We start from the raw sequence: 26,505 nt of genomic DNA on the forward strand, positions 1-26,505 counted from the left end.
CCTGCAGGTTCTGGTACGGGCCGTTGTAGATGACCTCCTCCATGGAGGGGTCGAAGAACAACGTCAGGTACACCCCGGACAGGATCACGATGATGAAGCTGTAGAGCGCGATCTCACCGAGCAGGAAGGACCAGTGGTTCGGGAAGACCTTGTTCATCTGGTGCCGCATGCCCTTGGCGAGGCGGTACCGCTGATCCGCGTTCGTCGCGGCATCGGCCGCGGCCTTCTCCGCGAAGCCCGTCCCCTTCGTGGGAGTAGTCAGTGAACTCATGCTTTCAGCTCCCAGAACCCAGGACCGACCGGTTCGACGAAGTCGCTGCGCGCAACGAGGTAACCCTCATCGTTCACCGTGATGGGCAACTGGGCAAGCGCTCGGGCCGCCGGACCGAAGACCGGTTTGGCGTACTGCAGCAGGTCGAACTGCGACTGGTGACACGGGCAGAGGATCCGGTTGGTCCGCTGCTCGTAGAGCGACACCGGGCAGCCGACGTGACTGCAGATCTTGGTGTAGGCGTAGTAGTCGCCGTAGTTGAAGTCTTCCTGCCCCTTGCGCTTGACCACCTTGTCGGCGTCGGCCGGGCGCAGACGGAAGAGCATCACCGGGTTGTCCGACCGCTTCAACGCGTGCGACAGGGCTTCGTGGTCACCCCGCTCGGACTCCCGGAACGGGAACACCGTCTCCATCGCACCCGCGTCCAGGTCCTCCGGCCGGACCAGCACGACCTCCTGGGGGTCACCGGTGTGGCGGCGCAGGTAGACGGTCTCGCCGTCGACCGGCTGCCAGCCGGTGTGCCAGAGGGAGTCCTTGTTCTCGGTGTTCTTCCACGGGTCCTTGACGAAACCGGCCAGCGGCAGCGCGACCGCGCCGAGTCCGAGTACCCCGGCTCCCAGGCCCGCGGTCCGCTTGATCATCGACCGCCTGGCGATGGTGCTGTCGTTGCCGGAGTGCGCCAGCTGGGCGACGATCGTCTTCTTGTCGATCTCGGGAGACCCGGCGCCACCGGCGTCGGAGCGCTCCTGCACCGCGGTCTCGTGCGGAATGAACTTCTTGGTGTACAGCAGCACGCCCACGGCGAGCGCGGTGACCGCGGTGCCCAGCGTCAGGCCGAGCATCGGGGTGTAGAGGCTGTACCAGAAGTGCGCGTCGGTCTGCTCCGGCGACTGGTACTGCCACGGCCACCAGATCAGCGCGACGACGAAGGCCAGCCCGGCCAGCGCCGAGAGGGCGAACCACATCGCGACGAGCCGCTCGGCTCGCTTCTCCGCCCTGGTGCCCTCGACCGGCCACGGCTTCGGGTAGTCGACGATCTCGACACCGTCGAGGCTGGTGCCCAGCTTCACCAGCTGGTCGCGGTCCATCTCCGCCAGTTCCGCCTCGTTGGGCGGCTGCGGTGCGCCTGGGTCGTTACCGCTACTCATTTATGCCCTCGATCCGATCCACAGGGTCACGCCGACAAGCGCGCCGATCCCCACGACCCACGCGATGACGCCTTCGGAGGCCGGCCCCAAGCCGCCGAGCGAGTTGCCGCCCGGGTTGTTGTTGCCGTCGGACACCGACTTGACATACGCGACGATGTCCCGCTTCTCCTCGGGGCTGAGCTGCCGGTCGGAGAACTTCGGCATGTTCTGCGGACCCGTGAGCATCGCGGTGTAAATCTGTTCCTCCGTGGCAGGGCCCAACTCCGGGGCGAACTTGCCCCCCGAGAGAGCACCTCCCTGCCCGGTGAAGTTGTGACAGGACGCGCAGTTGAGCCGGAAGAGCTCACCACCGCGCGCGGGATTGTCGCCGCGCAGCGCGGCTCCGGTCTCGTCCGGGCGCACCGGTCCGCCACCGTTGGCCTGGATGAACGCCCCCAGGGCGTCGATCTCGTCCGGGGTCAGCTTCGCCGGCTTGCGCTGGGCCTGCGCCTCCTGGCGTGCGGCCGGCATCCGGCCGGTCGAGGTCTGGAAGTACACCGCGGCCTCGCCGATTCCGATCAGACTCGGGCCACGGTCCTCCACGCCTTCCAGATTGGAGCCGTGACAGGAGATGCAGGTGTTGTTGTAGATCTCCTCGCCCTTGCGCAACAACGCCGGGTCGGCCTGGGCCTGGGCGGTCTGCGGCTCCGGCGCGAACACGGCGTAGAGCCCGCCCGCACTGAGCAACGCGAGGCCGAGCGCGAGGGCTCCGGCCATCCGCCGCCTGAACTTGGAGCGGCGACCGGTCCGCCGCGTGGCGGCGGAGTCGGGGTTCTTTGTGGTGGTCATCTCTGCGGCAACCCTTGCTGTCAGTTCGGCCGATAGGAGCTGGCTGTGCCGGTGATCATGGGAGGAAGTAGATCACTGCGAACAGCCCGATCCAGACGATGTCGACGAAGTGCCAGTAGTAGGAGACCACGATCGCGGAGGTCGCCTGCGCCGGCGTGAACTTGCTCATCTTCGTGCGCATGAGCAGGTAGACGAAGGCCATCAGCCCGCCGATGACGTGCAGCCCGTGGAAACCTGTCGCCAGGTAGAACACCGTGCCGTACGCGCCGGAAGGGATGGTCACACCCTCGTTCACGAGGTTGACGTACTCGTACGCCTGCCCGGCGACGAAGATCGTCCCCATCAGGAGGGTGATCAGATACCAGCGCCGGAGCCCGTAGACGTCACCCTTCTCGGCCGCGAACACACCCAGCTGACAGGTGAAGGACGAAGCCACGAGGATGATCGTGAACGGAATCGCGTAGGGCACGTTCAAGTGGATCGGTTCGCCCGTCGACTCCAGAATCGGTGGCCAGACGCCACTGTCATTCTGGGCCTTGACGGTGAAGAACATCGCGAACAGCCCAGCGAAGAACATCAGTTCGCTGGAGAGCCACACGATCGTGCCGACACTGACCATGTTCGGCCGGTTCAGCGAGTGCACACGCTGGCTGATGGTGGGAGCTGCCGTCGTCACGAGTCGCATTATGTCCTCTCAACACGTGGCCCCGCCGGTCGGGGTCCGCGCTCGTGCTCGGCCCGACTCGATCACCCGCACGACCGCTCACATGCCAGACAGGCGAAGGGTTACCCATGAGTTTGCGAAATCGACTCCTCCACCTGCTGAGACGTCGTACGGAACCGGTCCTCGAACTCGATTCGCCCGGTCTCTCCGTCGTGGCCGAGTCGTTCGATCCCACCGAGGCGGCCTCCGCCGCACTCGCCCGCGCCGGTGCGGAAGTGACGCAGATCCCTGCCGTGCTCCGGCACCACCTGCTGTTGCCCGAGGACCGGGTGGCGGAGGCCGCGCGGATCCTCGCGCAGGACGACTGGGAACTGCGCGCCTTCCCGGCGAGTGCGGCCGCCAAGGCCCAGGAGCGGGCGGGCATGGCCGGCGTGCACGCGCTGCGCGTACAACGGCTCGACGCGCTCGGTTGCGCGCAGGAGAGCTCGCGGATGGCCGGGCTCGCCCAGCGCCTCGGTGGTGACTCGCTCGGCTGGGACGCACTACAGCCACCTACTCCCGCCTGAGCGGCCCGGGCGGATAGCATCACCCGCGAGCCCCAGACCACCACCACAATCGCCGGAGGCAAGCCTCAATGACCGAGCAGCCGATGCGGATCCTGGTTTTCAGCCACCGGCCCGAGGTGCGCGAGTCGATCATCAACGCGATCGGCCGCAGGCCCGCGACGGACATCGGCAAGGTCGACTACGTCGAGGCCGCCGGAATCGCCGACGTGCTGACCGAGATGGACGCGGGCGAGATCGACCTGGCCATCCTCGACGGCGAGGCACAGCCGACCGGCGGCATCGGGCTGACCCGCCAGCTCAAGAACGAGATCACCGACTGCCCGCCCATCGTCGTGACCGCGCGGCGCAAGGACGACCGGTGGCTGGCCACCTGGTCGCGCGCGGACGCGGTGCTCGTGCACCCGCTCGACCCGCTGACCGCCGCCGAGACGGTCGCCGACGTGCTGCGCGCACGGTCGGTTCCCGTCGTGCACGGCTGAGCCGCCGGAGGATCGAGATGCAGGACAGCCACTCGTGGCCAGAGCTGCTCACCCAGCTCATCGCGCGGACGGACCTCTCCGAACGGGACACCGCGTGGGCGATGGACCAGGTGATGACCGGTTCGGCGACGCCCGCGCAGATCGCCGGGTTCGCCGTCGCCCTGCGCGCGAAAGGCGAGACGCCGGCGGAGATCTCCGGAATGGCGGAGGCGATGCTGGCGCACGCCAAGCTGGTGGAGGTCGACGTGCGCGCGGTGGACATCGTCGGCACCGGCGGTGACCGTTCCGGCTCGGTCAACATCTCCACGATGTCCGCGCTCGTCGCCGCGGCCGCCGGCGCGCCGGTGGTCAAGCACGGCAACCGGGCGGCCTCCTCGAAGTCCGGGGCGGCCGACGTGCTGCAGGCGCTGGGCGTCGCGATCGACCTGCCGCCCGATGCGGTGTCTCGCTGTGTGGCGGAGCTGGGGATCGGTTTCTGCTTCGCACCGGTGTTCCACCCGGCCCTGCGACACGCGGGGGCACCCCGGCGCGAGCTGGGCGTGCCCACCACGTTCAACCTGCTCGGCCCGCTCACCAACCCGGCTCAACCCGCCGCGGGCCTGATCGGCTGCGCGTACCCGGACAAGACCAGAGTGCTCGCCGAGGTCTTCGCCCGCAGGGGCGCCAGTGTCCTGGTGGTGCGCGGCGACGACGGCCTCGACGAGATCACCACGACGACCACGAGTTCGGTCTGGCTGGTCGACAACGGTGAGGTCCACGAGGAGCGGGTCGATCCGGCCGAGCTCGACATCCCCAGGACGACGGCGGAGCATCTGCGCGGGGGCGACGCGGACGTCAACGCCGAGGTCGTCCGCGAGCTCGTCGCCGGCAAGACCGGGCCGGTACGCGACGCCGTACTGATCAACGCTGCGGGAGCGCTGGCCGCGCACACCGGCTTCTCCGGCTCACTGACCGACGACCTGCGTTCGGGATTGGCCAGGGCCGCAGGGGCGATCGATTCAGGGGCCGCCGCCGATCTACTCACACGCTGGGTCGGCCGGTCCCAGCAGCTGGCTCAGGACTGAGCCGAGAACGCTCGCCGGTAGGCGCTCGGGCTCGTGCCCCTGCGCTTGCCGAACTGGTGCCGTAGTGCCGCGGCGGACGAGTAACCGCAGGCGACGGCGATGTCCTCGACCGGCGTGCCACCGGCCTCCAGCATGGCCTGCGCGCGGTCCAGCCTGCGTTCGGTCAACCAGCGGTGTGGCGTGGTTCCGGTCGCCGCCGAGAAGCGGCGGAGGAAGGTGCGCTCCCCCAGCCCGGTGCGCCGGGCGAGCTCGGCGATCGTCACCGGCCGGTCCAGCCTGCGCTCGATCCACTCGAGGACCTCGCCGACAAGTGCGTCGTCGGGAGCCGAGGTCGCGGGCACCGGCGCCTCGACGAACTGGGCCTGCCCGCCGACCCGGTGCGGGGCCGCCACCATCCTGCGGGCCAGCGCCGTCGCCGCGGCCACCCCACGAAGGCGCCGGACGAGGTGCAGGCACAGATCCACGGCGGCCACGGTGCCTGCGCTGGTCAGAACTCCACCGTCGTCCACATAGAGCGCATGGGGGTCGACGTGTGCCGTGGGAAAGCGCTCGATGAACTCCTGCTCATACACCCAGTGCACCGTGCAGCGCCGATCGTCGAGCAGTCCCGCGTAGCCGAGGGAGAACACGCCGGCACAGAATCCGGCCACCCAGGCCCCACGGGCCGCGGCCGAGCGCAGTACGTCGAGCACGGCTTCCGGCGGCGGTGCGGTTCGCGGGGCGCAGGTCGGCACGATGAGCAGGTCAGCCGTCGCCGCGAAGTCCATCGTGGAAAGGCCGGACACGCCGAATCCGGACCAGGTCTCGACCGGCGCCCCACCGGGAGAGCAGACGGCGAAATCCCAGCCGGACATCCCGTCCGCGCTGCGATCTGTGCCGAAGACCTCACAAGCCACGCCCAACTCGAACGGGGAGACGCGGTCGGCGACCACCACGGCGACCCGGTTCACATCCACCCGAGCAGTGTGTCATAAGTTTTGCGGCCGTTGTCATTCTTGCCACTCGTCGGCTCGCTCGAGACCCGCAACGCTGGTCGCATGATTCAGGAATCGGGCAACTCACGGGCACTGACGCAGTGGACGACGGCAATGGCGCTGTCCGGCACCATCGGAGCCGTCGTTCTGGAGAGCGGCGCCGAGGCGCCCGCCGTGGCCTTCGCCCGCTGCCTCGTCGGCGGCCTGCTCCTCGCCGCCTGGTGCGCGACACGGGGCTGGCTGCGGCCGGCCGCGTTGCGCTCCGGGCTCACCCCGCGCGACCTGACGCTGGCGGTTCTCGGCGGCGTCCTGCTGGTGGGCAACTGGGTGCTGCTGTTCGCCTCGTACGCCCTGTCTTCGATCTCGATCAGCACGGTGATCTATCACACTCAGCCGCTGCTGCTGGTCGGGCTGGCCGCCGCCCTGCTGGGCGAGCGAATCACCAGCAGTCACCTGGTTCGTGCGATCGTCGCGTTCGCGGGTGTGGCGTTGATCTCGCTCGGCGCGCAGGGCAGCGGCGGGGAGCCGGTGGGGATCGCCGGAGTCGCTCTCGCGCTGGCCGCCGCGGTGCTCTACGCGGGCGCGTCACTGATCGCGAAACAACTCGCACACATTCGCCCGCACCTGCTGGCGGCGATCCAGTGCTCGGTGGGCGCGGTGCTGCTCGCACCCGCACTCGCCTACACGCCCCTGCCCTCGGACACGGGCGGACTGCTCTGGCTCGTGCTACTGGGATCCGTGCACACGGCGGTGATGTACGTGCTGATGTACGCCAGCATCGGGAAGCTGCCGACGGGAACCGTGGCGCTGGTGTCCTATCTGTACCCGGTGGTGGCTGTGGTGGTGGACGTACTCGCGTACGACCACCGCATCACCCTCGTCGAGGGAATCGGCATGGTGTCCGTACTTGCGGCGGCGATGACACCGCGCGGTTCTCGGACACGGCGTGTCCGAGAACCGCGCGGTGCCGTCAGTCGTGACTCGGACCGGTGTGGTACTCGAACACGAGCCCACCGATAGCGATGATCACCAGGACCGCGCCCATGATCAGCAACCAGATCTGGAAGAACGCCAGTGCCACACCGCAGATCGCCGCCGCCGCGGCCAGCGCGATGGGCCAGTAGCTGCCCGGGCTGAAGAAGCCGAGTTCGCCCGCGCCGTCGCTGATCTCCGCCTCTTCCCTGTCCTCGGGACGAGGTTCGATGCGACGCGCGATGAACTGCATGTAGCTGCCCGCCAGCAGCGCGAGGCCACCGGTCAGGACCAAGGCCACGGTGCCGACCGGCTCGACGCCGTCGTCGGTCATGTACTTGGTCATCACCGCGTAGATGATGGACATCACGAAGGAAAAGAACATCACGATGGCGAAGATGCGGGCTTCGACCTTCACGGGTTTGTCCTCACTGCTCTTGCTGCTGGTAGGTCCGCGGTCTCGGCAGCACTCAGCCCGACGCCGTCCGCGCCGTGCGGTCGGTGTTGAACGGGGAGGTGCTCACCGCGGCGGGCGCGCACAGCTCACCGCAGCCCTCGGCCTGCATCTGCGACAACGCCTCCGAGGCGGTGTTCGGCCGCCCGGTCGCCGGGTTCACCTGAGTGCGCAGCGCGATGTACCGGTCGTACTTGTCCGGCGAAAGCGCGCGAACCTCGAAGTTCATCACCGAGTGGTAGGCGCCGCACAGTTCGGCACAGCGGCCGACGAAGGAGCCTTCGGTGTCGATCGTGTTCTGGAACGTGTTGTCCTGGTTGTTCTTCTCCGGGAACGGGAACACGTCGCGCTTGAAGTTGAACTCCGGCACCCAGAACGAGTGAATGACGTCCGTGGAGCGCAGGTTGTACTGGATGGTCCGGTCGGTAGGCAGGACCAGCAGCGGAATCTCACTGGAGGTGCCGACGGTGTTGATCGTCTGACCATCCTGGGTCTTCGCCTCTTCGGGGTAGCGGAACTCCCAGTTCCACTGGAAGGCGACCACATCGACGGTGATGTCCGGGTTCTCGTCCTCGTCGAGCACGCCGCTCTCGGTGGTGGCGGTGAAGAAGAACAGACCGCACACGATGATCACCGGCAGGACGACACAGAAGAGTTCGAGCGGCACGTTGTACTGGAACTGACGTGGCAGCTGCTCGGGTCCGTCGGTCTTCTTCTTCCGGAAGAACGCGATGCACCAGAAGATCAGGCCCCAGACGATGACGCCGACGATGAGCGATGCGACGACCGACCAGGTCCACAACGTCCGCATCTGGTCGGCTTCCGGCGTAACGCCTTCCGGCCAGCCGAATCGCAGTACTTCTTCGCCGGAACATCCGGTCGCCAGAATGACGACCAGTCCGGCAAGCGCGGCGACCTTGCCGACCCTCGCCGGCCGTGTAGCCCGAGAGCGTTCCACGCTCCGTGCGCCGTGCCGATTCACACAGCCTCCTCGCCCGATGTCTGTTGTCGCCTCACCGACAGCCGGAGCCTAGCCGAGCAACCGAGCCCTGCTGACCAAGGGGTAACCGATCGCGGGTTGCCACCCACCACCCGTGAGCACGGTCCTGGCCCGGCATACTTGGGCACTCGATTGCCCGGCCACGACCTCGAAGGTGTGTGAAGACGCGTGTGCGGCCTGCTTGGACTGGTCTGTGCCAGTGAGAACGACGCGGCGAAGGCCAGGGACGCCGTCGGCCGCGCGCTGCGCTGCCAGCGGCATCGCGGCCCCGACGAGACCGACACCTGGGCCGACGGAGAGGTCGTCTACGGGTTCAACCGGCTGGCCTTCATCGACCTCGAGCACTCCCATCAGCCCCTGACCTGGGGTCCGCCGGAGTCGCCCGAGCGCTACACGATGAACTTCAACGGCGAGATCTACAACTATCTCGAGCTGCGGGCGGAGCTCGCCGAGAAATTCGGTGCGAAGTTCGCCACAGAAGGCGACGGCGAGGCGATCGTCGCCGCCTACCACCACCTCGGCACCGCCGCCGTCGGCAGGCTGCGCGGGATGTTCGCCTTCCTGATCTGGGACTCCGAGCGCAAGGTCGTCTTCGGCGCGCGTGACCCGTTCGGCATCAAGCCCCTTTACTACTCGCAGGGTCCCGGCGGCATCGCGTTCTCCAGTGAGAAGAAGAGCCTGCTGGAGCTGGCCGGCCCGCTCGGTGTCGAAGAGGAGCTGGACCGCACGGCCCTGCAGCACTACCTGGTGCTGCAGTACGTCCCGGAGCCCGCCTCCCTGCACACCGGGATCCGGCGGATCGAGTCCGGCTGCTCCTTCACGGTGTCGCCGGGCGGGGATCTGGTGACCGAGCGGTACTTCTCCCCCGAGTTCATCGCACGCCCGGTGACCAGCCCGGCCGAGGCGTCGGCGCTGCACGAGGAGATCGCCGAGGTGATGCAGGACTCGGTGGCCAAGCACATGATCTCCGACCCCGACATCACCGTGGGCGCCTTCCTCTCCGGCGGCATCGACTCCACGGCCATCGCGGCGCTGGCGAAACAGCACAACCCGAACCTGATCACCTTCACCACCGGTTTCGAGCGGGAGGGCTACTCGGAGGTGGACGTGGCGGCCGAGTCCGCGGCCGCGATCGGTGTGAAGCACGTGATCCGCACGGTCTCCGCCGACGAGATGATGGAGGCGCTGCCGCTCATCGTCTGGTACCTCGACGACCCGGTGGCCGACCCGGCACTGGTCCCGCTGTGGTTCATCGCACGGGAGGCCCGCAGGCACGTCAAGGCAGTCCTGTCCGGTGAGGGCTCCGACGAGTTGTTCGGCGGCTACACCATCTACCGCGAGCCGCTGTCGCTCGCGCCGTTCGAGAAGGTCCCCGGCGCCGTCCGCTCGCTGCTCGGCAAGGTGTCCGCCCGGATCCCGGAGGGCACGCGGGGCAAGGACCTGCTGCGCAGGGGCTCGCTGTCGCTCGAGGAGCGCTACTACGGCAACGCGCGGATCTTCCGCGACGACCAGCTGCGCGGCGTGCTGCGCACCTTCACCGAGGGCGTCGGGCATCGCGACGTCACCGGACCCTGGTACCGCGCCTCGGCGGACTGGGACCCGGTCGCGCGGATGCAGCACGTGGACCTGTTCACCTGGCTGCGCGGGGACATCCTCGTCAAGGCGGACAAGGTGACCATGGCCAACTCGCTGGAGCTACGGGTGCCGTTCCTGGACTCGGAGGTCTTCCGTGTGGCCTCGCGCATCCCACTGGATCAGAAGATCACCAAGGAGACGACGAAGTACGCGCTGCGCAGGGCGCTGGACGGGATCGTGCCCGCCCACGTGCTCAACCGGCGCAAGCTCGGCTTCCCGGTGCCGATCCGAGTCTGGTTGCGCGACGAGATGTACGACTGGGCGCGCGGCATCATCGCCGACTCCCGCACCGAGGAACTGCTGGACAAGCGGGCCGTTCAGGCACTGCTCGACGAGCACAAGTCCGGAGCGCTCGATCACAGCAGGCGGTTGTGGGCACTGCTGGTGTTCATGATCTGGCACGGCATCTTCGTCGAGAACCGGATCAAGCCCGAGATCCCGGAACCCCAGTACCCCGTGCACGTCTGACTCGCACTTTCCCGGGAAAGTGCGCGCCGCCGCGCCCAAACCCCCAGGTCAACGCCGCCACCCATTCGCACTTTCCCGGGAAGTGCGAATGGGTGGTGGGGCTCAGGACGGCAGAGCGGCGCCGATCTCCTCGGCGGCCTCCGGGCCGAAAGCCTCGCTGACCCGGCGTAGAGCGGTTTCCCGCTCGAACGTCCACTCCTGAGTGCCGACGGTCTCCAGGACCAGCACGGCGATCATCGATCCGAGCTGCGCGGCGCGTTCGACGGTCAGCCCGTAGTGCAGGCCCGCGAGGAAACCGGCACGGAATCCGTCGCCGACTCCCGTGGGGTCTGCCTTGGCCAGCTCCGGTACCGCGCCGACCTGCAGGGCGGTACCGTCCGCCGAGACGATCTCCACGCCCTTGTCGCCGAGTGTGGTGACCCGCACACCGACGCGGGAAAGCACGTCGGACTCCGCCCAGCCGGTCTTCTGCAGCAGCAGTTCCCACTCGTAGTCGTTGCTGAAGAGGTAGGTGGCGCCGTCCACGAACGACCTCGCCTGCTCGCCGTCCATCCGCGCGAGCTGCTGCGAGGGGTCGACGGCGAAGGTGTAACCGCGCGACCTGCACTCCTGCGCGTGGCGCAGCATCGCCTGCGGGTCGTCGGGACTGATCAGCACGAGGTCGAGCCCGCCTGCCCTGGCCGAGATCGGCTCCAGCTCGATGTTGCGGGCCTCCGCCATCGCGCCCGCGTAGAAGGTCGCGATCTGGCACAGGTCGTCGTCGGTCGTGCAGACGAACCGGGCGGTGTGGGCGACCTCGGAGACGTGCACCCCCGTGGTGTCCACGCCATGGCGCTCCAGCCAGGATCGATAGTCCGCGAAATCGGCGCCCACCGCCCCGACCAGCACCGGGCGCACTCCCAGCACTCCGAGGCCGAACGCGACGTTCGCGGCGATGCCGCCACGGCGGACGACCAGGTCGTCGGCGAGGAAGCTGAGCGAGACTCGATGCAGCTGCTCGGCGACCAGCTGCTCGGCGAACCTGCCGGGAAAGTGCATCAGATGGTCCGTCGCGATGCTGCCCGATACCGCGATGCGCCCCATGGCTGCCACCGGCTCTCCTTGTCGTCGATTTCGGTGTGGGGCACGAAAGAACCGGCAGGAATAACCCTTCCGGGTAGTTCACACCCGCTGCACGACACTACCGGTTGGTAAGGGTTTCCGGCTGGTCAGCCAGTACATAACGTCGAATACGTGAACCTCACCACGGAACCGGAAACCATCGGCGAGCTGATCGCCGACTGCAGGCAGATCCCGCAGGACCTGCGCCGCGAACGCCTCCCCGCCCCACGTACCGAGTCGGCGCGCCCCTGGTCGGTCGACGACGCCTGCCACGCCCAGGTCGCCGACCTCGACGCCTACGTCTGAGACACAACCCGCACGACCCCGCAAACGACAAAACGGGCGCTGGTTCACGTCAAACGTGACCAGCGCCCGCCTGCTGAGAAGCTCGCACCGTGGGACCAGCGGGGTCGCCCCCGCTACAAAATCAGTGGAACGAGTCGCCGCAGGCGCAGGAACCGCCCGCGTTCGGGTTGTCGATGGTGAAGCCCTGCTTCTCGATGCTGTCGACGAAGTCGATCGAGGCGTCCTGAACGTACGGGGCGCTCATCCGGTCCACGGCCACCTGCAGGCCGTTGAAATCGCGGAACAGGTCACCGTCGAGCGTGCGCTCGTCGAAGAACAGCTGGTACCGCAGCCCCGCACAGCCACCCGGCTGCACGGCGATACGCAGGTGCATGTCGTCGCGGCCCTCCTGCTCGAGCAGGGCCTTGGCCTTGGCTGCCGCGTTGTCGGTCAACGTCACGCCGTGCGTGGCCTCGCCGGCCTCGGCCTGCGTGGTGCCGGTCTGCTCAGCGGTCGTCATGGCTCTCCCTCGGGTGTTGCTGTGGCGGGTACCGGTGTCCTCCGTTGGGGAGAACATTCAGAGTGCCCGATCTGTTCCACGCTGCTCCGGCGAGAGCGTGGCGCTGTCTCCATGGTGACACATGTGTGGACCAGCTGAACATCACCGGCGAAGCCTGCAATACCCTGAACATGTGAGGTTCCTGCGCCGCAACAGCACCGAAGAGGCCGAACAGGCCGACAATGCCGCCGTCGACGTCGACGAGAGCGGCGAATCTCACGCGGTCAGGGGGTACACGCCCGCCAAGGGCAGGGCCACCCCCAAACGCAGGGAAGCCGAGGCCAAGCGCAGGGGACCGGTCGCCCCACCGCCGCGCACCACCCGTGAGGCCATCAAGCGCAGCCGCGAGCTGCGCAAGAAGAACCCGGTGAGCAAGGAAGAGCGCCGTGCCGCCGCCAGGGAACGCCGCGAGGGGATGAAAGCGGGTGACGAGCGTTACCTGCTCCCACGCGACCGGGGCCCGGTGAAGGCCTACGTGCGTGACCTGGTCGACTCGCGCAGGCACGTACTCGGTCTGTTCATGCCGCTGGCGATCCTCGTCTTCATCGCGCTGCTCGTACCGCACCCCGCCATCCAGCAGTACGCCACGCTGCTGACCACGTTCATGTTGCTCGGCATGATCGTCGAGGGCTTCCTGACCGGCAGGCGGATCGCCGCCCAGGTGCGGGAGAAGTTCCCGAACGAGATCGTCAAGGGCCGTTCGATCGGCTGGTACGCCTTCATCAGGGCGAGCCAGCTGCGCAAGCTCCGGATGCCGAAGCCGAGGGTGAAGCCCGGCGAACCGGTTTCCTGACCCACGCCCACCCACCACGCGAGTTCCCCAATGTGGCATTGGGGACGTTCAAGTTCCCCAATGCGGCATTCGGGACGTTGGAGTTCCCCAATGCCACATTGGGGAACTCCTCCGGCCGGCGGCGATCGGACCTGGAGCGGACTCCAGGTCGTTAGCTAGGCGAAACGTTTGCCGCTAGGGTGAACGTATGGAGTTTCGTCGTCTCGGCCGCAGTGGCCTGAACATCAGTGAGATCTCGTACGGCAACTGGCTCACCCACGGATCGCAGGTGGAGGAGGACCAGGCGCAGGCCTGCATCAAGGCCGCGCTGGACGCGGGCATCACCACCTTCGACACCGCCGACGTGTACGCCAACACGGCCGCGGAATCGGTGCTCGGTCGCGGTCTTGCCGGTCAGCGCAGGGAGAGCCTGGAGATCTTCACCAAGGTCTTCTGGCCGACCGGGCCGGGCGGGCCGAACGACAGGGGCCTTGGCCGCAAGCACATCATGGAATCGGCGAACGCGTCGCTGAAGCGCCTGCAGACCGACTACATCGACCTGTACCAGGCGCACCGCTTCGACCGGACCGTCCCGCTGGAGGAGACCTTCCTCGCCTTCGCCGACCTGGTCCGCCAGGGCAAGGTGCTCTACATCGGCGTCTCCGAGTGGACCGCCGAGGAGATCACCCGAGGCGCGGCCATCGCCCGTGAGCTCAAGGTCCCGTTCATCTCGAACCAGCCCCAGTACAACGCCCTGTGGCGGGTCATCGAGTCGCAGGTCATCCCGGCAGCAGAGCGGGAGGGCTTGAGCCAGATCGTCTGGTCGCCGATCGCCCAGGGTGTGCTGACCGGCAAGTACAAGCCGGGCCAGCCGCTGCCCGAGGGCTCGCGCGCCACCGATGAGAAGGGCGGCGCCAACTTCGTCAAGCGGTTCCTCAACGACGACGTGCTCGAGCGTGTGCAGCGGCTGGAGCCGCTGGCCAAGCAGGCGGACCTGACCCTCGCCCAGCTGGCGGTCGCCTGGGTGCTGCAGAACCCGAACGTCGCCTCGGCGATCATCGGCGCCTCCCGTCCGGAGCAGGTGTACGAGAACGTCAAGGCCACGGGAGTCAAGCTCGACGCCGACCTGCTCGAGCAGATCGACGCCGTACTCGACGGAGTAGTCGAGCGTGACCCGATGCTGACGAAGAGCCCCTGATCGAACTCAGCGGTGGCCGAGCACCCGCTCGGCCACCGCGAGGTCGTGGGCGTAGGTGATCTTGAAGTTCTCCTGCTCGCCGGGGATCCAGCGCACTCGCACCGACGAGAATCGCTCCATACAGGACGCCGTGTCGGTGCCGGCGAACTCCGCCCGCTCGGCCGCTTCGTAGGCGGCCAGCAGCGGACCCGCACGAAAGCCCTGGGGCGTCTGCACACGTACCAGCGCACCTTCCGGTTTACCTGCCAGCCTGCTGCCGTCCTTCGTCGCGGCGAAGATGTCCGAGCCCGCCAGCCCAGGCACCGCTCCCCCTTCCCCCCGAGCGGTGCGCAACACATCTGCGATGAGCCGTGGCGTGACGAGCGGGCGCGCCCCGTCGTGCAGCAGCACGGTGTCGACGGACCCATCCGCGATCCGGCTTGCCAGGTGCCGCAGGGCGTTGAGCTCGGACTCCTGCCGTGTCGCGCCGCCGTGCACGATCTCGATCCGCGTCCCGGTGTGCTCCGCGCGGACCCGCTCGACCAACTCCTCGTCCTGTGGCCGGATGACCAGCAACAGGACGCCGATCGACGGCACCGCGGCGAACGCGTCGAGCGACCACGACACGAGCGGGCGGCCCGCGAGCGGAAGGAAAACCTTGTTCAGGTTCGCGCCCACCCTTGTCCCCGCACCGCTGGCGAGAACGACTCCTGCGGCGAGCGGGGCGGTTTCGGTCTCCGGCACGGCGGAGATCATACGGCCGGTCGGCGGGGCAAGCGCTCGCTCCCGGTAGCGTTGCCGAGCGTGAACGCGGAAACCGGATCTCCCGAACCTGACCGCTCGCCGGCCGACCTCTCGTTCGACGAGGTCGCACAGCCCGACGAACTCGCGCGGGCAGAGGCGCTGCGGCTGCACAGCACGCTGGTCAAGCCGCCGGGCTCGCTGGGCAAGCTCGAGGAACTCGGCGCCTGGATCGCCGCCTGCCAGGGCAGGCCGACACCGCGTCCGTTCACCAGGGCAAGGGTGATCGTTTTCGCCGGTGACCACGGAATCGCGGCACACGGGGTCTCGGCCAATCCGCCCGAGGCGACCGGTCAACTGCTCGGCGTCATGCTCAACGGTGGCGCCGCGATCAACGTGCTGGCTTCGACGGCGGGCGCGAGTGTTCGCGTGGTCGACATCGCCGTGGACAACGACGGTGCCGAGGCAGGCGTATCGGAGTTCAAGGTGCGGCGGGGTTCCGGCAGCATCGATCGTGAGGATGCGCTCAGCGATGCGGAGGTGCACGCCGCTCTGCGAGCTGGCAGGCAGATCGCCGACGCCGAAGTGGACGGTGGAGCCGACCTGCTCGTCGCCGCCGACCTCGGGGTTGGCGGGAGCACCGTGGCCTCGACGTTGATCGCCGCGCTCACCGGCGCCGAACCGGTCGCTGTGATCGGGCGTGGTTCGGGCATCGACGACCACGGGTGGATGCGCAAGGCCGCGGCCGTCCGCGACGCCCTGCGCCGCGCCCGCACGGCGCTCTCCGACCCGGTCGACCTGCTGCGCACCTCCGGGGGCGCGGATGTGGCGGCGATGACCGGTTTTCTGGCTCAGGCGGCGATCCGCCGGACGCCGGTGCTGCTGGACGGCCTCACCGTCGGTGCCGCGGCGCTGGTGGCCGAGGAACTCGCGCCGGGTGCCCGGTCCTGGTGGGTGGCCGCCCACCGGTCCAGCGAGCCCGCGCACGCCATGGTGCTCGAGCACCTCGACCTGGAACCGTTGCAGGACCTGGACATTCGCCTCGGCGAAGGCGCGGGCGCGGCGAGCGCGCTCCCGCTGCTGTTCATGTCGGCCAGACTGCTCGCGGAGATGGCCACCCGCGAGCAGGCTGGTGTCACCGACCCGACGGGATGACGCTCAGCTCAGGGGCTGCATCCAGTCGTGCGGGTCGGGACGGGTGCCCTCCTGGATGCCGGTGAGTTCGGCACGCAGCTTCAGGGTCAGCTCACCCGGCTCATTACCGCCGATGGTGAACCCACCACCCGCATGCTTGACGCTGCCGACCGGCGTGATCACCGCGGCGGTCCCGCACGCGAACACCTCGGTCAACTCGCCCGAGGTCGCTGCCTTCTCCCACTCCTCGGTGGAGATCCGGCGTTCCTCGACCGAATGGCCGAAGTCCGCCGCGAGCTTGAGCAGGGTGTCCCTGGTGACACCCGGCAGCAGGGACCCGGTCAGCTCCGGAGTCACCACGCGGGCGTCCGGGCCGGAACCGAAGACGAAGAACAGGTTCATCCCGCCCATCTCCTCGACCCAGCGGCGCTCCACCGCGTCCAGCCAGACCACCTGGTCGCAACCCTGCTCCACGGCCTGGGCCTGGGCCACGAAGGACGCGGCGTAATTACCCGCGCACTTGGCGAACCCGGTACCCCCGGGGGCGGCGCGAACGTACTCGGTCGACAGCCACACGCTCACCGGCTTCACCCCACCGGCGAAGTAGGAGCCCGCTGGCGAGGCGATCAGCGAGTAGAGGTACGAACTCGCCGGGCGGTTCACCCCGAGCCCGGCCTCGGTGGAGATCATGAACGGACGCAGGTACAGCGTCTCGCCCTGCTTCGTGGGCACCCAGCGCTCGTCCACGGCGAGCAGCTCCCGAATCGACTGCAGGAAGACCTCGTCCGGCAGCTCGGGCATCGCCAGCCTGCGGGCGGAACTGCGGAACCGCGCGGCGTTGGCGTCCGCACGGAACGACGCGATCGACCCGTCCGGCTGCCGGTAGGCCTTGAGGCCCTCGAAGATGGCTTGGCCGTAGTGCAGGACCGAGGTGGCCGGGTCGAGGGTGAACGCCTCGTAGGGCCGGACCTCGGCGTTGTTCCAGCCCTGCTCGGCGTCCCACTTCACGGTCACCATGTGGTCGGTGAAATGCGTGCCGAAGCCCGGCGCGGCCAGTACCTCCGCCACGCGCTCCGGCGTGGCCGGGTTCGTGTTGGCGACATGGGCGAAGGGCATCGGTTTCGTCATGAACAGAGGGTAACTCTTTGTAGGACGTCATAACATTCCCAGCCCCAGAAGCCGCCTGCCCTACGATGGTCTTGTGACCTACCAACCCGCGCAGCCCGCCCGTGGCGGCAGTGTGTCCGCAGGAGCCGCCTCCGACGCCAAGACCTTCGGCGCCGCAGCGTTGCTGACTTTCTCGGCAGGAATGGTGGTACTCCTCGGCTACCTCCTGGTCGGCGGCTTCGGCGCCTTCCTCGGCATCATCGGTGCCGTCTTCGGCATCGTCTGGTGGAAGGGCCTGCACGGCAAGGTCTTCCCCCGCGACCTGCCGAACTCCTCGGTCATCGGGGCAGCCGTGGCCTCGGGGGTGCTGGCCCTCATCGTGGTCGTCATGGCCTAGCTATCGCGGAGACCCCGGCGCCAGGCCGGCCAACACCTCCGGTGCGAGTGCCGGCGGTGGCCAGGCCGGATCGGGGCGGAAGTCCGTCCATGTGCCGTCGAACGGGAACTCTCCCGCTTCGGCCAGCGCGGCAAGCCGCTCCCCCTCGGCCCGCAGTGCCGTCAGCTGCTTCGCGGTGATCCGTCCGGCCCGCACCGCAGCGGCCGCCTCGTCCTCGTCCTTCCAGCGCCAAGTCCGGTTCGGCGCCACAACCAGGTCGAGCACGCCGTCGATGCGCTCGGTTCCGTCTGCCGTGCGGCCGAGCGGGACCTCCAGGTTCACGTACCAGTCCCGGAACGTGCCGTCCGGTTCGAAGACCCACCAGACCGAGGACCAGTTCCGCTCACTGACCAGTCTGAGCGTGGAGGTGTCGCGCCAGTGGTCCCGGAAGAACCTGCGCGGTACCCGGAAACGTTGCTCCAGCGGGACGTCCCGCAGCCGCCTGCCGTCGGCGGGCCCACTGCCGATGATCTCGGTGCCCTCGGGCAGCCAGCCGAGCAGTGTGTCCCCGTCGTCGGCGAGCACACGCAGCGGATGCCGCTGACCAATGCTGCCGTCCGGCCGCAGAAACCGCAGGACCGCTGTCGAACTCGCCTCCCACGGTGCGTCTCGGCTCATGTGAGCAACGGTAGCGGGAGACCGGCGAGCAGCAGCACCGCAAGCCCTACGGCGGGCCGGGCGGGCACCGCGTGGTCGTCGAATGGCGCCCGGTTCTGGGTCAGCCTGGCCGGCACATCTCGTCGACCAGCTCGTTCAGCAAGCAGGCCTCGTCGGTTCTCAGTCGCGCAAGGAGGAGCTCCGCGCGGTCTTCACCGACGACTGGTCCTACGCCGTCGCGGAATTTCTCGACCAGTGCGGCCGTGGACAAGGGCCGGTCCGGGTCCCCGATCGCGGTCGTCGGCCCGCTGGATATCCGGCGTCCGTCATTCAGAACCAGCGTCACCTCGGCTTCTCTGCGTGCCGGGAACACCTCGGTCATCGCCGGGGACTCGTGCACACGCATGCCCTCAACAAGGCGATGCACTTGCGCGTCGACGAGGTGCGGGTACGCGATGACCCGTGGAGGTACCGCGCGGTGGACAGCGGCGACCGCGACCGGAAAGGGCAGGCTGTACTGAGCGTGCTCCGTCGTGTGCGGAATTCTCGTGGCAAGCCTTGCTGCCGCGGCGAAGGTGCCGACTTCGATGAGCCGGATCTCGCCCGGCTCGACGGAATGTCGACGTACCAGATCTATCGTGGCCTCGATCGCGGGATGGGACCACCGGCATACGGAATGCGGTTTGAAGTACTGCTCCAGCACCATCCACCGGTCTCCCAGATCGTCCCACATGGCGGAGCCGGAGCCATCGGCCAGGAGCTCAGCCGGAGCTCCGGTGAAGCCCTCGGCCGCGAGCAACGCCGCGGACACACCTGCTTGCGCGCCCCATCCGGAGCTGTCTTTGATCATCGTGGGATGGTCGATACATCGCATCATAGGAGCACGGGGAGCGTGGTACTCGGCGATGCCGAGCGTGTGTTCGGTCGCGGTACGGCCGAGACCGAAACCACGAGCCGCCACTGCGGCGCTGCCGAGCGCGTTCCACGTGCCGGAGCTGTGATAGTCGCCAGCCGTATCGTGCAGCGCGATTCCGGCACGAGTCGCAATCTCGTAGCCCACCACAAGGGCTGTCAACAAGTCGCCCTTCGTGGCCGAGGCCGAGCCCTCCAACGCGGCGACGGCGGCCGGGAGTACTGCCACCCCGGCATGTCCCTTCGTGAGTCTGTGGCCATCGTGGCCGTCCATGGCATCGATTGTTGAAGCGTTGGCCAATGCCGCGCCGGCCGGGCTGACAGCCCGGCCGTCGAACCACAACCGGGCATGCCCGCCGGCGCCGAGGAAGTTGTTCGCGGCGTGATCACGGACGATCCGGGACAGTTCGGTGGCACTTCCCGCCGCAGCGACCCCGACCAGGTCGAGCACGCACCGCGAGGCCTGCTCGACCACGCCGGACGGCAAATCGGCGAAGTTGAGCTCGTGAATGAAACGATGAACGTTCTTCGACATGCCAACCTCTGAATCTTACGTGCGGCGGTAACGGGAACCCGGCGCTCGCGCACAGGTCAAACGGATGGATTCGCGATAAAACCCCGGGTGCGCAGAAAATGCAGTGCAGCTTGGTCGGCTGTCGCACCATCCAGGTCGACCATCGAATTCAGCTCGATGACGGTGTCCTCCGTGAGGGCCGATCCAAGGCGCCGCGCCAACTCTCCCAGCTGCGGGTACTTCTCACGCGTTTCCGAGCGCACTGTGAGCCCGGCGAGCTGGGTGAAAAAGTAGTTTCGATCGTCACGCAGAACTTTTAGATCCAAAGATTTGATTCGAGCATCCGTGGTGAATACCTCCGCGAAGTTGCACGGACTGCCCTTCGCCGCATTGACGAAGTTGAGCGCAAAGTCGTTTTGATAGACCTGCGACGTAGGAAACCGTATGTCGTACGCGTTCTGAAAACCGGCGAACTCACGGTCGAGGAACTCCGCAGCGCCGCAAAATGTGGCCTCATCGGGATACTGCCGGAAGTGGTCTCGCAGTTGCGACAGCGAGTGCACTTCGGCGAGCGGCCCGGTTGCGTCGCTGCGACGTGCAACGGCGTACTGGTTGCCAAATTTTGCCGGACCCAACCAGGTGATCTGATTTCGGGTTTCGTCTTCTCGCGCTACCGCATCGAATTGCTCCCGCATGCCGACGACCGGCTTTTCGTTCTTGAGAAACAAGGACCAGCCGGTACCCGCGTATTCCCAGTACATGTCGATGTCGCCATTTTTCAAGGCGGTACGTGCGATGTTGGATCCGCTGAGGCCTGTCCGATCCATGACGGTTGCTCCCGCCGCCTGCAACGAATAGAGCATTATCTTGCCGAGTATCTTCTGTTCGGTGAATTCTTTCGATCCCACCGCTAATTGGGCACCGGACAAGTCGATGTCCTTGCCGATTGTCCCGCCGGCGAGCGTTTCTGCCGTGGGCGTCACCGCATCGTGGGCAGGCGCGCTACAGCCGGTCGCCACGGCCAGCACCGACAACCCCGCCGCGAGCAGCCGTTGCCACCCGGTGTGTGTTGGAGACACAGCGAAATCCAATCGTGGTCGTGTATGGCCGGGGTCAGACACCTTCAGGTCGAAGAATGTCTTCCGCAATACCGGCAAGCCAGTCCAAGAGCAACGCGAGAACGGCGACGATGACACTCCCGGTAGCCAGGACGAGATTGCGGTTGGACGCGATACCGTTGGAGATGATGTCACCGAGGCCGCCCGCGCCGACGAACGTGGCCAGGGCGACAGTCCCGACGGTGATGGTCAACGTCGTGCGCACACCGGCAAGCATCACCGGCACCGACAGTGGAAGTTCAATCGTGAAAAGAATTCCCTTTTTTGTCATGCCCATACCGCACGCGGCTTGGATGACCGAGCGATCAACCTGTTGCAGCCCGGCAATGGTATTGCGCATCACCGGCAGGATGCCGTAAAGCACGAAAGCGATGACCGCGATCGCGTTCACGTCGAGCGCGATGAATCCCACCGCGAACAGCACGATCAATCCGACGGACGGGATCGCCTGGCTGATGTTGGCCACCGCGAGTACCGGCCCGGACCAGCGGCGGAAGCGTTCACGCGTGAGTAGCACACCCACCGGGATGGCGATCAGCAGGATCAGCACCGATACGACGCCAGTGAGTTCGATATGCTTGAGCGTCCTACTCAAGATGTACTCCGCGTTGAGGCTTCGCTGCTCGATCATGTCGAGCTGCTGGGCCGAGACGGCGAAATAAAGCACGACGAGCACGCAGGCGAGCAGTGCGGGACGGACCAAATAGCGTGCCGGGCCGCGGGATCCAGGAAAACCGCCGGGTGCTGACCGGCGTGATGTCGGGACATTCTCTAAACGGGGCGGTGTAACCATCTCACTGCTCTCCCGAGCCCGATGACTTGCCTGCGAGTGTTGAACGCGCCGTCACCTTGTCAGTGTGAATCAGGGTCCGGATGGTATTGATGTCGAGTGCACCGCGGTAAGCGCCGGACTCGTCGACCACCACCGCGGCGGACGAGTTGGTGCACAGCATTTGGTCCAGTGCGGCGAACAACGAATCGTTCGGCTGGATGGTCGAGAGAACCGGCAGCCCGGGGCTGAGCACTTGTGCCTCGTGACGGCTGGATTCAACGGGTAGCCAGCCTGTCGGTTGCCCGTGCGGACCGAGAAGGAGCAGAAAGTCGCGATCGCTCGCACGCACTGCCGCGAGCCGTTCGTCCCGCCCCGCGTCCTGCCGCACAGTTGGCCACGACGGTATATCGACGTCACCGACACGACTAAGAGTGAGGCGTTTTATCGAAGCACCGGAGCCGACGAAGTCGGCCACGAAATTATTGGCCGGCTCGGTTAAAATCTTTTCTGGTGTGTCGAATTGCGCGATTCGACCGCCCTCGGCAAATATGGCGATACGGTCGCCCATCTTGATCGCTTCGTCAATATCATGAGTCACGAACACGATTGTTTTGCGCAACTCAGCCTGAATGCGGAGGAACTCGTTCTGCAGACTCTCGCGAGTGAGCGGGTCGATGGCACCGAAGGGTTCGTCCATCAGCATCACGGCCGGATCTGCGCCCAATGCCCTCGCCACGCCGACCCTCTGTTGCTGGCCACCGGAAAGCTGCTTGGGGTGACGGTTCCGGTAGATCTCGGGTTCGAGTCCCACCATGATGAGTAACTCGTCAATCCGATTATTGATTCGTTGACGGCTCCAACCAAGCATTTTCGGTACGGTGGCGATGTTTTCCGCCACCGTACGATGCGGGAACAAGCCGGTCTGCTGGATCGCGTAGCCGATCTTGCGGCGAAGCTGGTCCGGATCGACCTTGGTTACGTCCTCGCCATCCAGGTAGCTTCGGCCGGAAGTGGGCTCAATCAGCCTGTTGATCAACTTCATGGTGGTGGTCTTGCCACACCCCGAGGGGCCGAGGAAAACCACGATTTCCCCGGCCGGGATCTCCAGGTCCAGTCCGTCCACCGCGGGCCGCTCTTGGCCAGGATAGGACTTGGTGAGCTTTTCGAGCCGGATCATTGGGTCCTCCGGTTGAGTTCGATCAGTCACGTATCCCCCTCGATGTCGTAAGACGGTTGAGTGCGACGAAGGCCAGGTCGAACAGAACGGCCAGGACCACGATCCCCGCTATCCCCTCCAAGGTCAGATAGACAGCGAAGGGAGTGCCTGCCTTGGACAGACCATCCAGGATCAGGTTGCCCAGACCGGGGCCGTTGACGGCGGCGGCGATGGCCGCGATACCGAGTAGCAACTGGGCAGCCACCCGGAGGCCGGCGACGATCACCGGCCAGGCGATGGGCAGTTCGACGGTGAGCAACAGTCGTAACCGATTCATCCCCATCCCACGGGCCGATTCAACAACCGCGGTGTCAACCTCGCGAAGACCGACAATACTGTTGCGTACCACGGGAAGCAGCCCGTACAGCGTGAGCGCCACAATCGCCGGGGCGCTGCCGAGGCCGAGTGGCGCGATGAGCAAGCCGAACAGCGCGTAGGACGGAATGGTCAGCAGCAACGCGGCCGTGCCGACGGCCACCGCCCTGGGGGTACCGGTGCGGTAGGTGAGTGCCGCCACCGGCACCGCGATCAGAACAGCCAGGGCCAGGCTTTCGAGCACGAGGGCCGCGTGCGCCAGCGTCGCGTCCAGCACCTGTGAGTAATTGGAAAGAAAATACTCCGCGAAGCTCATGTCACCCCACTCAGCCGACCGACGACCTCATGCGAGGCAGTTCCAGTGACTCGACGAAGAAGCGGTCAAGGTGGTCTACCAGGCCACGGAAAACGGGGTGCTCGTCGAACATCCATTCAGTGTGGCCGACCCCGTCGAGCAGGATGAGCTCCTTGGGTTCGTCGGCGTGGGCGTACAGCGCCCGTGCTTCTTCAGGGCGGTGCAGCCGATTCTCCTCCCCGTGCACGATCAGAACCGGCCGCGGAGCGAGGCGGTGGGCAACCGTTTCTGGGCTGAAGCGCAGTAGGTAGTCGGCGGATTCCAGGTTGACACCTGCGCCGAAACCGGGCGCCTTGTACAACTCCTCACCAACGTAGCCGTCAGTCTTGTCGTCGAGATCCAGCCGCACGATGTCCCATGGCGAGGTGATCTCCGAACGGCCGAACGTCGCGCACCGACCCCGATCCGCGGCAATCCGCTCGAGCAGGCGGCGCCAGGAGTCCTCGTCATGCATGTTGCGTGTCGAACGGTTGCCGTCGGCGACGGCGTTCACGGCCGCGACCGCACGCACTCGCGGATCGTCGGCCGCGGCGGCGACCACGACGCCGCCACCCAGACCCCACCCCAGCAAGGACACCCGGCCGGCATCGAGGTCGGGTTCCACGCACACCCTGTCTACGGCGGCGCGCACGTCCTGGGCCCATTCCTGGGGTACGAGCCGGCCCCGCTCTCCCTCGCTTTCCCCGAAACCGCGATAGTCGAACGCGAGCACAGCGTAGCCGAGCGCGGTCAGTGCGCGGGCGAATCGTTCAGGATGGATCACCTTCAGTCCCTGAAAGCCGGAAGCCGGGATCACGACCGGATACGGAGCGCCCGCCCCGCCGTCATCGGGCAGGTGCAGATCGGCGTCGAGCCGGTATCCGCTGCTGAAAAATGGCATGGTTCGTACAGTCATGGTTTCTCATTTCGATGTTGTCTGTTCAGCGGTTCTGTCAGGAATCCACTGCACGGTTCTTTACTTCGGCCGACCGCGAACTGCGGCCGGACACTTCCGCGGACAGTTCCTGTGCGGCTGCCGCGACCAGCCGCCCCGTCTTGTGCAGGCGTCGTCCCAGGCGGAACTTCGGCGCGGAGACATTCAATGCGGCGATCACTCGGTTCTGCGCATCGCGCACCGGTGCTCCGGCGGCGACCAGACCTGGTTCGAACTCCTCATTACTGAGCACGTAACCGCGAACTCGCGCCTCCTCCAGCCGTTCGAGGAACTCCTCGACACTGCGTGCACCTCCGGGGCCGACAATGCTGAAATCCGCATCGGCCAGCATCTCGCGGACGTCGTCGGGTTCGTGGTCGAACAGCAAGGCCCGCCCGGAGGAGGTGACGTGCACGGGAACCAGACGTCCCACCCAGCCCGCCGTCTGAACCGCGCGCAACGGACTCCGCGACAGCACGGTGAGCACACCGCCCTGCTCGAGAACGCTGAGGTGGGCGCGTTCCCCGCTAGCGGCGACCATTCGACGCAGTACCGCAGGAGCACTGGCCAGCAGCCGTTGGTCGGCGGCATTCGCGGCGAGGGTGAACAGCCGCCAGCCCAATCGGTACCCCATTGTGTCGGGGTCACGATCCACCAGCCCGGCCTCGGCGAGCACCTTGAGCGTTCGGGATACCTGGCTCTTCTCCCGCCCCACACGGCGGGCGATCTGCACGACACCGACGCTGCCTTGTTCAGTGGATTCATCCTCGCCGAGCGCCAGGAGTACCGCGATGGCACGGTGCACACTGGACGATCCCTCGCTTGGCATGGAAAACATAGTGGGATCACTCACCTGGCATCGCAACCGTTGTTGTTGGATATGCAACCCTGATCTATGACTTGGTGTTCAGTGCCAATCGGGTTCGACCTGGATCAGGCAGCTGAATCCATCAGCGAACGCCAGCTCATCCGGCTCGGACGGCCCGCAGGGTCGGCAGCACTCGTTTCCCGCACGCGACGGTTCGCGGACGGTTTCCTGCAACGAGCGGACCAACCGGGCACGTCCAGGTCAAGCTTTTCGTGCAGCGTTTTCCGCTCAGGGCACGACAAGTGATTCCGGGAGCTCTCCCGCGCACGCACGAAGGGCACCGCGATCAAGGCCTTGTTCGGCGAGCGCGTCGATGAGCTGTTCCAGCGCCTGAGGGGCCGGCGGAGAATCCGGCTGTCCGGCGTCGGACGACAGTACGACGTGCTCCAAACCGACTTCACGGACAAACGCGGCAAGCACCGCCGATGTGGCCGTCGGCTGGTGCAGCAGTTGGAAAGCGGTGATCTCAGCGAACGCGCCATCGGCGCACAGTTGGGCAGCCAGCTGGCCGGACATGGCCGGCACCGTGTAGCTGGGGTGAGTCAGTAACAACCTGCGAACCCCGCATTCGCGAGCCACCGGTAGCAACCAGCAGACCTCGTCGGTGCTCAGATGTCCGGTAGCCAGCACCGCGTCCGCCTCGGCCACGAGGCGACACACCTCGCGTACCGAGTCCTCGACGTTCACTTCCAACGGCGGCACACCGTACGAATGCCGCCCCAGCCGAGAAGGTGGACCGCACAGGCGGGGCAGGCCCGCTGCTTCCTGGGTGTGGGCGTCGGCGGTCGGCATCCACACCACACGCCCGCCCGCGGACAACGCGGCCGCGACGGCAGCGGGGTTTATTCCGCCGGTGTGCTGATTGAGCGCGATCCCGCCGTAAACCGCCATCGAACGGCCTCGCCCCGCAGCGTGGGCCCTGCCTACGGTCGACTCGTAATGTCCCTTGAGCACACAGCCCGAGTATCCAGCCCTTTCATACGCAGCGACGGTGTCGATGTCGTCAGCGCGCCGCGCCACAACGTCCGGCGCGGCATGTACGTGGAGGTCGAACATCAAGCCAGGCTGACCGGCCAGCGCTTCTGCGGCA

General features: G+C 66.9%; 29 protein-coding genes and 1 pseudogene. 10 read left to right on the forward strand and 20 right to left on the reverse strand.

The features are described 5' to 3' along the window. From D0C15_RS35235 to ctaE, 4 genes and pseudogenes are all read right to left on the reverse strand, one after another. Window positions 1–271, reverse strand: a pseudogene (locus D0C15_RS35235) (cytochrome bc1 complex cytochrome b subunit); the annotation flags it as partial. Continuing rightward, window positions 268–1,419: a cytochrome bc1 complex Rieske iron-sulfur subunit gene (gene qcrA, locus D0C15_RS27705; RefSeq protein ID WP_116051062.1), complete on the reverse strand. Its 1,152-nt coding sequence runs from the start codon at window positions 1,417–1,419 to the stop codon at window positions 268–270. The pseudogene D0C15_RS35235 and the gene qcrA, both read right to left, overlap by 4 nt. Then, window positions 1,420–2,247, reverse strand: coding sequence for a cytochrome bc1 complex diheme cytochrome c subunit (gene qcrC, locus D0C15_RS27710; protein ID WP_116051063.1), 828 nt, complete (start codon window positions 2,245–2,247; stop codon window positions 1,420–1,422). A 55-nt stretch (window positions 2,248–2,302) separates the two neighbouring features. Then, on the reverse strand, window positions 2,303–2,932 hold the full coding sequence (ctaE, locus tag D0C15_RS27715; protein ID WP_116051064.1) for an aa3-type cytochrome oxidase subunit III: 630 nt from the start codon (window positions 2,930–2,932) through the stop codon (window positions 2,303–2,305). 107 nt (window positions 2,933–3,039) lie between these two features. Between ctaE and D0C15_RS27720 the strand changes: the two genes are divergently transcribed. From D0C15_RS27720 to trpD, 3 genes are all read left to right on the forward strand, one after another. Then, the gene (locus D0C15_RS27720) at window positions 3,040–3,477 is read left to right on the forward strand and encodes a hypothetical protein (RefSeq protein ID WP_116051065.1); all 438 of its coding nucleotides are present in this window, start codon (window positions 3,040–3,042) and stop codon (window positions 3,475–3,477) included. Window positions 3,478–3,545: 68 nt separating this feature from the next. Continuing rightward, window positions 3,546–3,956, forward strand: coding sequence for a response regulator transcription factor (locus D0C15_RS27725; RefSeq protein ID WP_116051066.1), 411 nt, complete (start codon window positions 3,546–3,548; stop codon window positions 3,954–3,956). 17 nt (window positions 3,957–3,973) lie between these two features. Then, window positions 3,974–5,020: an anthranilate phosphoribosyltransferase gene (gene trpD / locus D0C15_RS27730; RefSeq protein ID WP_116051067.1), complete on the forward strand. Its 1,047-nt coding sequence runs from the start codon at window positions 3,974–3,976 to the stop codon at window positions 5,018–5,020. On the opposite strand, the gene D0C15_RS27735 is transcribed toward trpD, so the two are convergent. Beyond that, complete coding sequence (locus tag D0C15_RS27735; protein WP_116051068.1) at window positions 5,011–5,976, reverse strand: GlxA family transcriptional regulator; 966 nt, start codon at window positions 5,974–5,976, stop codon at window positions 5,011–5,013. The two genes, trpD and D0C15_RS27735, sit on opposite strands and share 10 nt — an antisense overlap. A gap of 81 nt (window positions 5,977–6,057) precedes the next feature. Here D0C15_RS27735 and D0C15_RS27740 point away from each other — a divergent pair, with 81 nt between their 5' ends. Continuing rightward, complete coding sequence (locus D0C15_RS27740; RefSeq protein ID WP_245976308.1) at window positions 6,058–7,014, forward strand: DMT family transporter; 957 nt, start codon at window positions 6,058–6,060, stop codon at window positions 7,012–7,014. Here D0C15_RS27740 and D0C15_RS27745 read toward each other — a convergent pair. Continuing rightward, window positions 6,965–7,384: a cytochrome c oxidase subunit 4 gene (locus D0C15_RS27745; RefSeq protein WP_116051070.1), complete on the reverse strand. Its 420-nt coding sequence runs from the start codon at window positions 7,382–7,384 to the stop codon at window positions 6,965–6,967. The genes D0C15_RS27740 and D0C15_RS27745 overlap by 50 nt on opposite strands. Window positions 7,385–7,436: 52 nt before the next feature. Beyond that, window positions 7,437–8,402 carry an aa3-type cytochrome oxidase subunit II gene (ctaC, locus tag D0C15_RS27750; protein WP_425455436.1) on the reverse strand — a complete coding sequence of 322 codons (966 nt, stop codon included), beginning with the start codon at window positions 8,400–8,402 and terminating at the stop codon, window positions 7,437–7,439. Between the two features lie 186 nt (window positions 8,403–8,588). On the opposite strand from ctaC, the gene asnB reads away from it, so the two are divergent. Beyond that, on the forward strand, window positions 8,589–10,523 hold the full coding sequence (gene asnB, locus D0C15_RS27755; RefSeq protein ID WP_116051071.1) for an asparagine synthase (glutamine-hydrolyzing): 1,935 nt from the start codon (window positions 8,589–8,591) through the stop codon (window positions 10,521–10,523). A gap of 102 nt (window positions 10,524–10,625) precedes the next feature. On the opposite strand, the gene D0C15_RS27760 is transcribed toward asnB, so the two are convergent. Continuing rightward, entirely contained in the window at window positions 10,626–11,615 is a 990-nt protein-coding gene (locus D0C15_RS27760) for a carbohydrate kinase family protein (protein ID WP_116051072.1), read from the reverse strand. A 141-nt stretch (window positions 11,616–11,756) separates the two neighbouring features. Here D0C15_RS27760 and D0C15_RS34570 point away from each other — a divergent pair, with 141 nt between their 5' ends. Beyond that, the gene (locus tag D0C15_RS34570; protein ID WP_170161369.1) at window positions 11,757–11,930 is read left to right on the forward strand and encodes a hypothetical protein; all 174 of its coding nucleotides are present in this window, start codon (window positions 11,757–11,759) and stop codon (window positions 11,928–11,930) included. Window positions 11,931–12,051: 121 nt separating this feature from the next. Here the strand turns inward: D0C15_RS34570 and D0C15_RS27765 are convergent, their stop codons facing one another. Then, on the reverse strand, window positions 12,052–12,429 hold the full coding sequence (locus tag D0C15_RS27765) for a HesB/IscA family protein (protein WP_116051073.1): 378 nt from the start codon (window positions 12,427–12,429) through the stop codon (window positions 12,052–12,054). A 172-nt stretch (window positions 12,430–12,601) separates the two neighbouring features. Here D0C15_RS27765 and D0C15_RS27770 point away from each other — a divergent pair, with 172 nt between their 5' ends. Both D0C15_RS27770 and D0C15_RS27775 read left to right on the forward strand, forming a co-directional pair. After that, entirely contained in the window at window positions 12,602–13,261 is a 660-nt protein-coding gene (locus D0C15_RS27770) for a DUF3043 domain-containing protein (RefSeq protein ID WP_116051074.1), read from the forward strand. A gap of 187 nt (window positions 13,262–13,448) precedes the next feature. After that, window positions 13,449–14,438, forward strand: a complete 990-nt coding sequence (locus D0C15_RS27775; RefSeq protein ID WP_116051075.1) for an aldo/keto reductase family protein — start codon at window positions 13,449–13,451, stop codon at window positions 14,436–14,438. A gap of 6 nt (window positions 14,439–14,444) precedes the next feature. On the opposite strand, the gene D0C15_RS27780 is transcribed toward D0C15_RS27775, so the two are convergent. Continuing rightward, complete coding sequence (locus D0C15_RS27780; protein WP_116051076.1) at window positions 14,445–15,173, reverse strand: IspD/TarI family cytidylyltransferase; 729 nt, start codon at window positions 15,171–15,173, stop codon at window positions 14,445–14,447. A gap of 48 nt (window positions 15,174–15,221) precedes the next feature. Between D0C15_RS27780 and cobT the strand changes: the two genes are divergently transcribed. Then, a complete protein-coding gene (gene cobT / locus D0C15_RS27785; RefSeq protein WP_116051077.1) occupies window positions 15,222–16,313 on the forward strand; it encodes a nicotinate-nucleotide--dimethylbenzimidazole phosphoribosyltransferase in 1,092 nt (363 codons plus the stop codon). 3 nt (window positions 16,314–16,316) lie between these two features. Here cobT and D0C15_RS27790 read toward each other — a convergent pair whose 3' ends face one another. Then, window positions 16,317–17,420 (reverse strand): branched-chain amino acid aminotransferase, encoded by a 1,104-nt coding sequence (locus D0C15_RS27790; protein WP_116051078.1) that lies wholly within the window; start codon window positions 17,418–17,420, stop codon window positions 16,317–16,319. Between the two features lie 73 nt (window positions 17,421–17,493). Here D0C15_RS27790 and D0C15_RS27795 point away from each other — a divergent pair, with 73 nt between their 5' ends. Continuing rightward, window positions 17,494–17,796: a hypothetical protein gene (locus D0C15_RS27795; RefSeq protein WP_116051079.1), complete on the forward strand. Its 303-nt coding sequence runs from the start codon at window positions 17,494–17,496 to the stop codon at window positions 17,794–17,796. Here D0C15_RS27795 and D0C15_RS27800 read toward each other — a convergent pair whose 3' ends face one another. The 9 genes from D0C15_RS27800 to D0C15_RS27840 all read right to left on the reverse strand — a co-directional run bounded on the left by D0C15_RS27800 (window position 17,797) and on the right by D0C15_RS27840 (window position 26,471). Beyond that, the gene (locus tag D0C15_RS27800; RefSeq protein ID WP_116051080.1) at window positions 17,797–18,453 is read right to left on the reverse strand and encodes a ribonuclease FAU-1 family protein; all 657 of its coding nucleotides are present in this window, start codon (window positions 18,451–18,453) and stop codon (window positions 17,797–17,799) included. Window positions 18,454–18,553: 100 nt separating this feature from the next. Next, window positions 18,554–19,879, reverse strand: a complete 1,326-nt coding sequence (locus D0C15_RS27805) for an MmgE/PrpD family protein (RefSeq protein WP_116051081.1) — start codon at window positions 19,877–19,879, stop codon at window positions 18,554–18,556. 56 nt (window positions 19,880–19,935) lie between these two features. Beyond that, the gene (locus tag D0C15_RS27810) at window positions 19,936–20,949 is read right to left on the reverse strand and encodes a glycine betaine ABC transporter substrate-binding protein (RefSeq protein ID WP_211323345.1); all 1,014 of its coding nucleotides are present in this window, start codon (window positions 20,947–20,949) and stop codon (window positions 19,936–19,938) included. A gap of 22 nt (window positions 20,950–20,971) precedes the next feature. Beyond that, complete coding sequence (locus D0C15_RS27815; RefSeq protein ID WP_211323346.1) at window positions 20,972–21,652, reverse strand: ABC transporter permease; 681 nt, start codon at window positions 21,650–21,652, stop codon at window positions 20,972–20,974. Between the two features lie 118 nt (window positions 21,653–21,770). Beyond that, a complete protein-coding gene (locus D0C15_RS27820; protein ID WP_116051083.1) occupies window positions 21,771–22,925 on the reverse strand; it encodes an ABC transporter ATP-binding protein in 1,155 nt (384 codons plus the stop codon). A gap of 22 nt (window positions 22,926–22,947) precedes the next feature. After that, complete coding sequence (locus D0C15_RS27825; RefSeq protein WP_116051084.1) at window positions 22,948–23,595, reverse strand: ABC transporter permease; 648 nt, start codon at window positions 23,593–23,595, stop codon at window positions 22,948–22,950. A gap of 10 nt (window positions 23,596–23,605) precedes the next feature. Further along, window positions 23,606–24,529, reverse strand: coding sequence for an alpha/beta hydrolase (locus tag D0C15_RS27830; RefSeq protein WP_116051085.1), 924 nt, complete (start codon window positions 24,527–24,529; stop codon window positions 23,606–23,608). A 37-nt stretch (window positions 24,530–24,566) separates the two neighbouring features. Further along, complete coding sequence (locus D0C15_RS27835) at window positions 24,567–25,376, reverse strand: IclR family transcriptional regulator (protein ID WP_116051104.1); 810 nt, start codon at window positions 25,374–25,376, stop codon at window positions 24,567–24,569. Between the two features lie 267 nt (window positions 25,377–25,643). Beyond that, window positions 25,644–26,471: a DUF6282 family protein gene (locus D0C15_RS27840; protein WP_116051086.1), complete on the reverse strand. Its 828-nt coding sequence runs from the start codon at window positions 26,469–26,471 to the stop codon at window positions 25,644–25,646. Window positions 26,472–26,505: the final 34 nt, after the last annotated feature.

Source organism: Amycolatopsis palatopharyngis (genome assembly GCF_003385185.1).
GTDB lineage: Bacteria > Actinomycetota > Actinomycetes > Mycobacteriales > Pseudonocardiaceae > Amycolatopsis > Amycolatopsis palatopharyngis.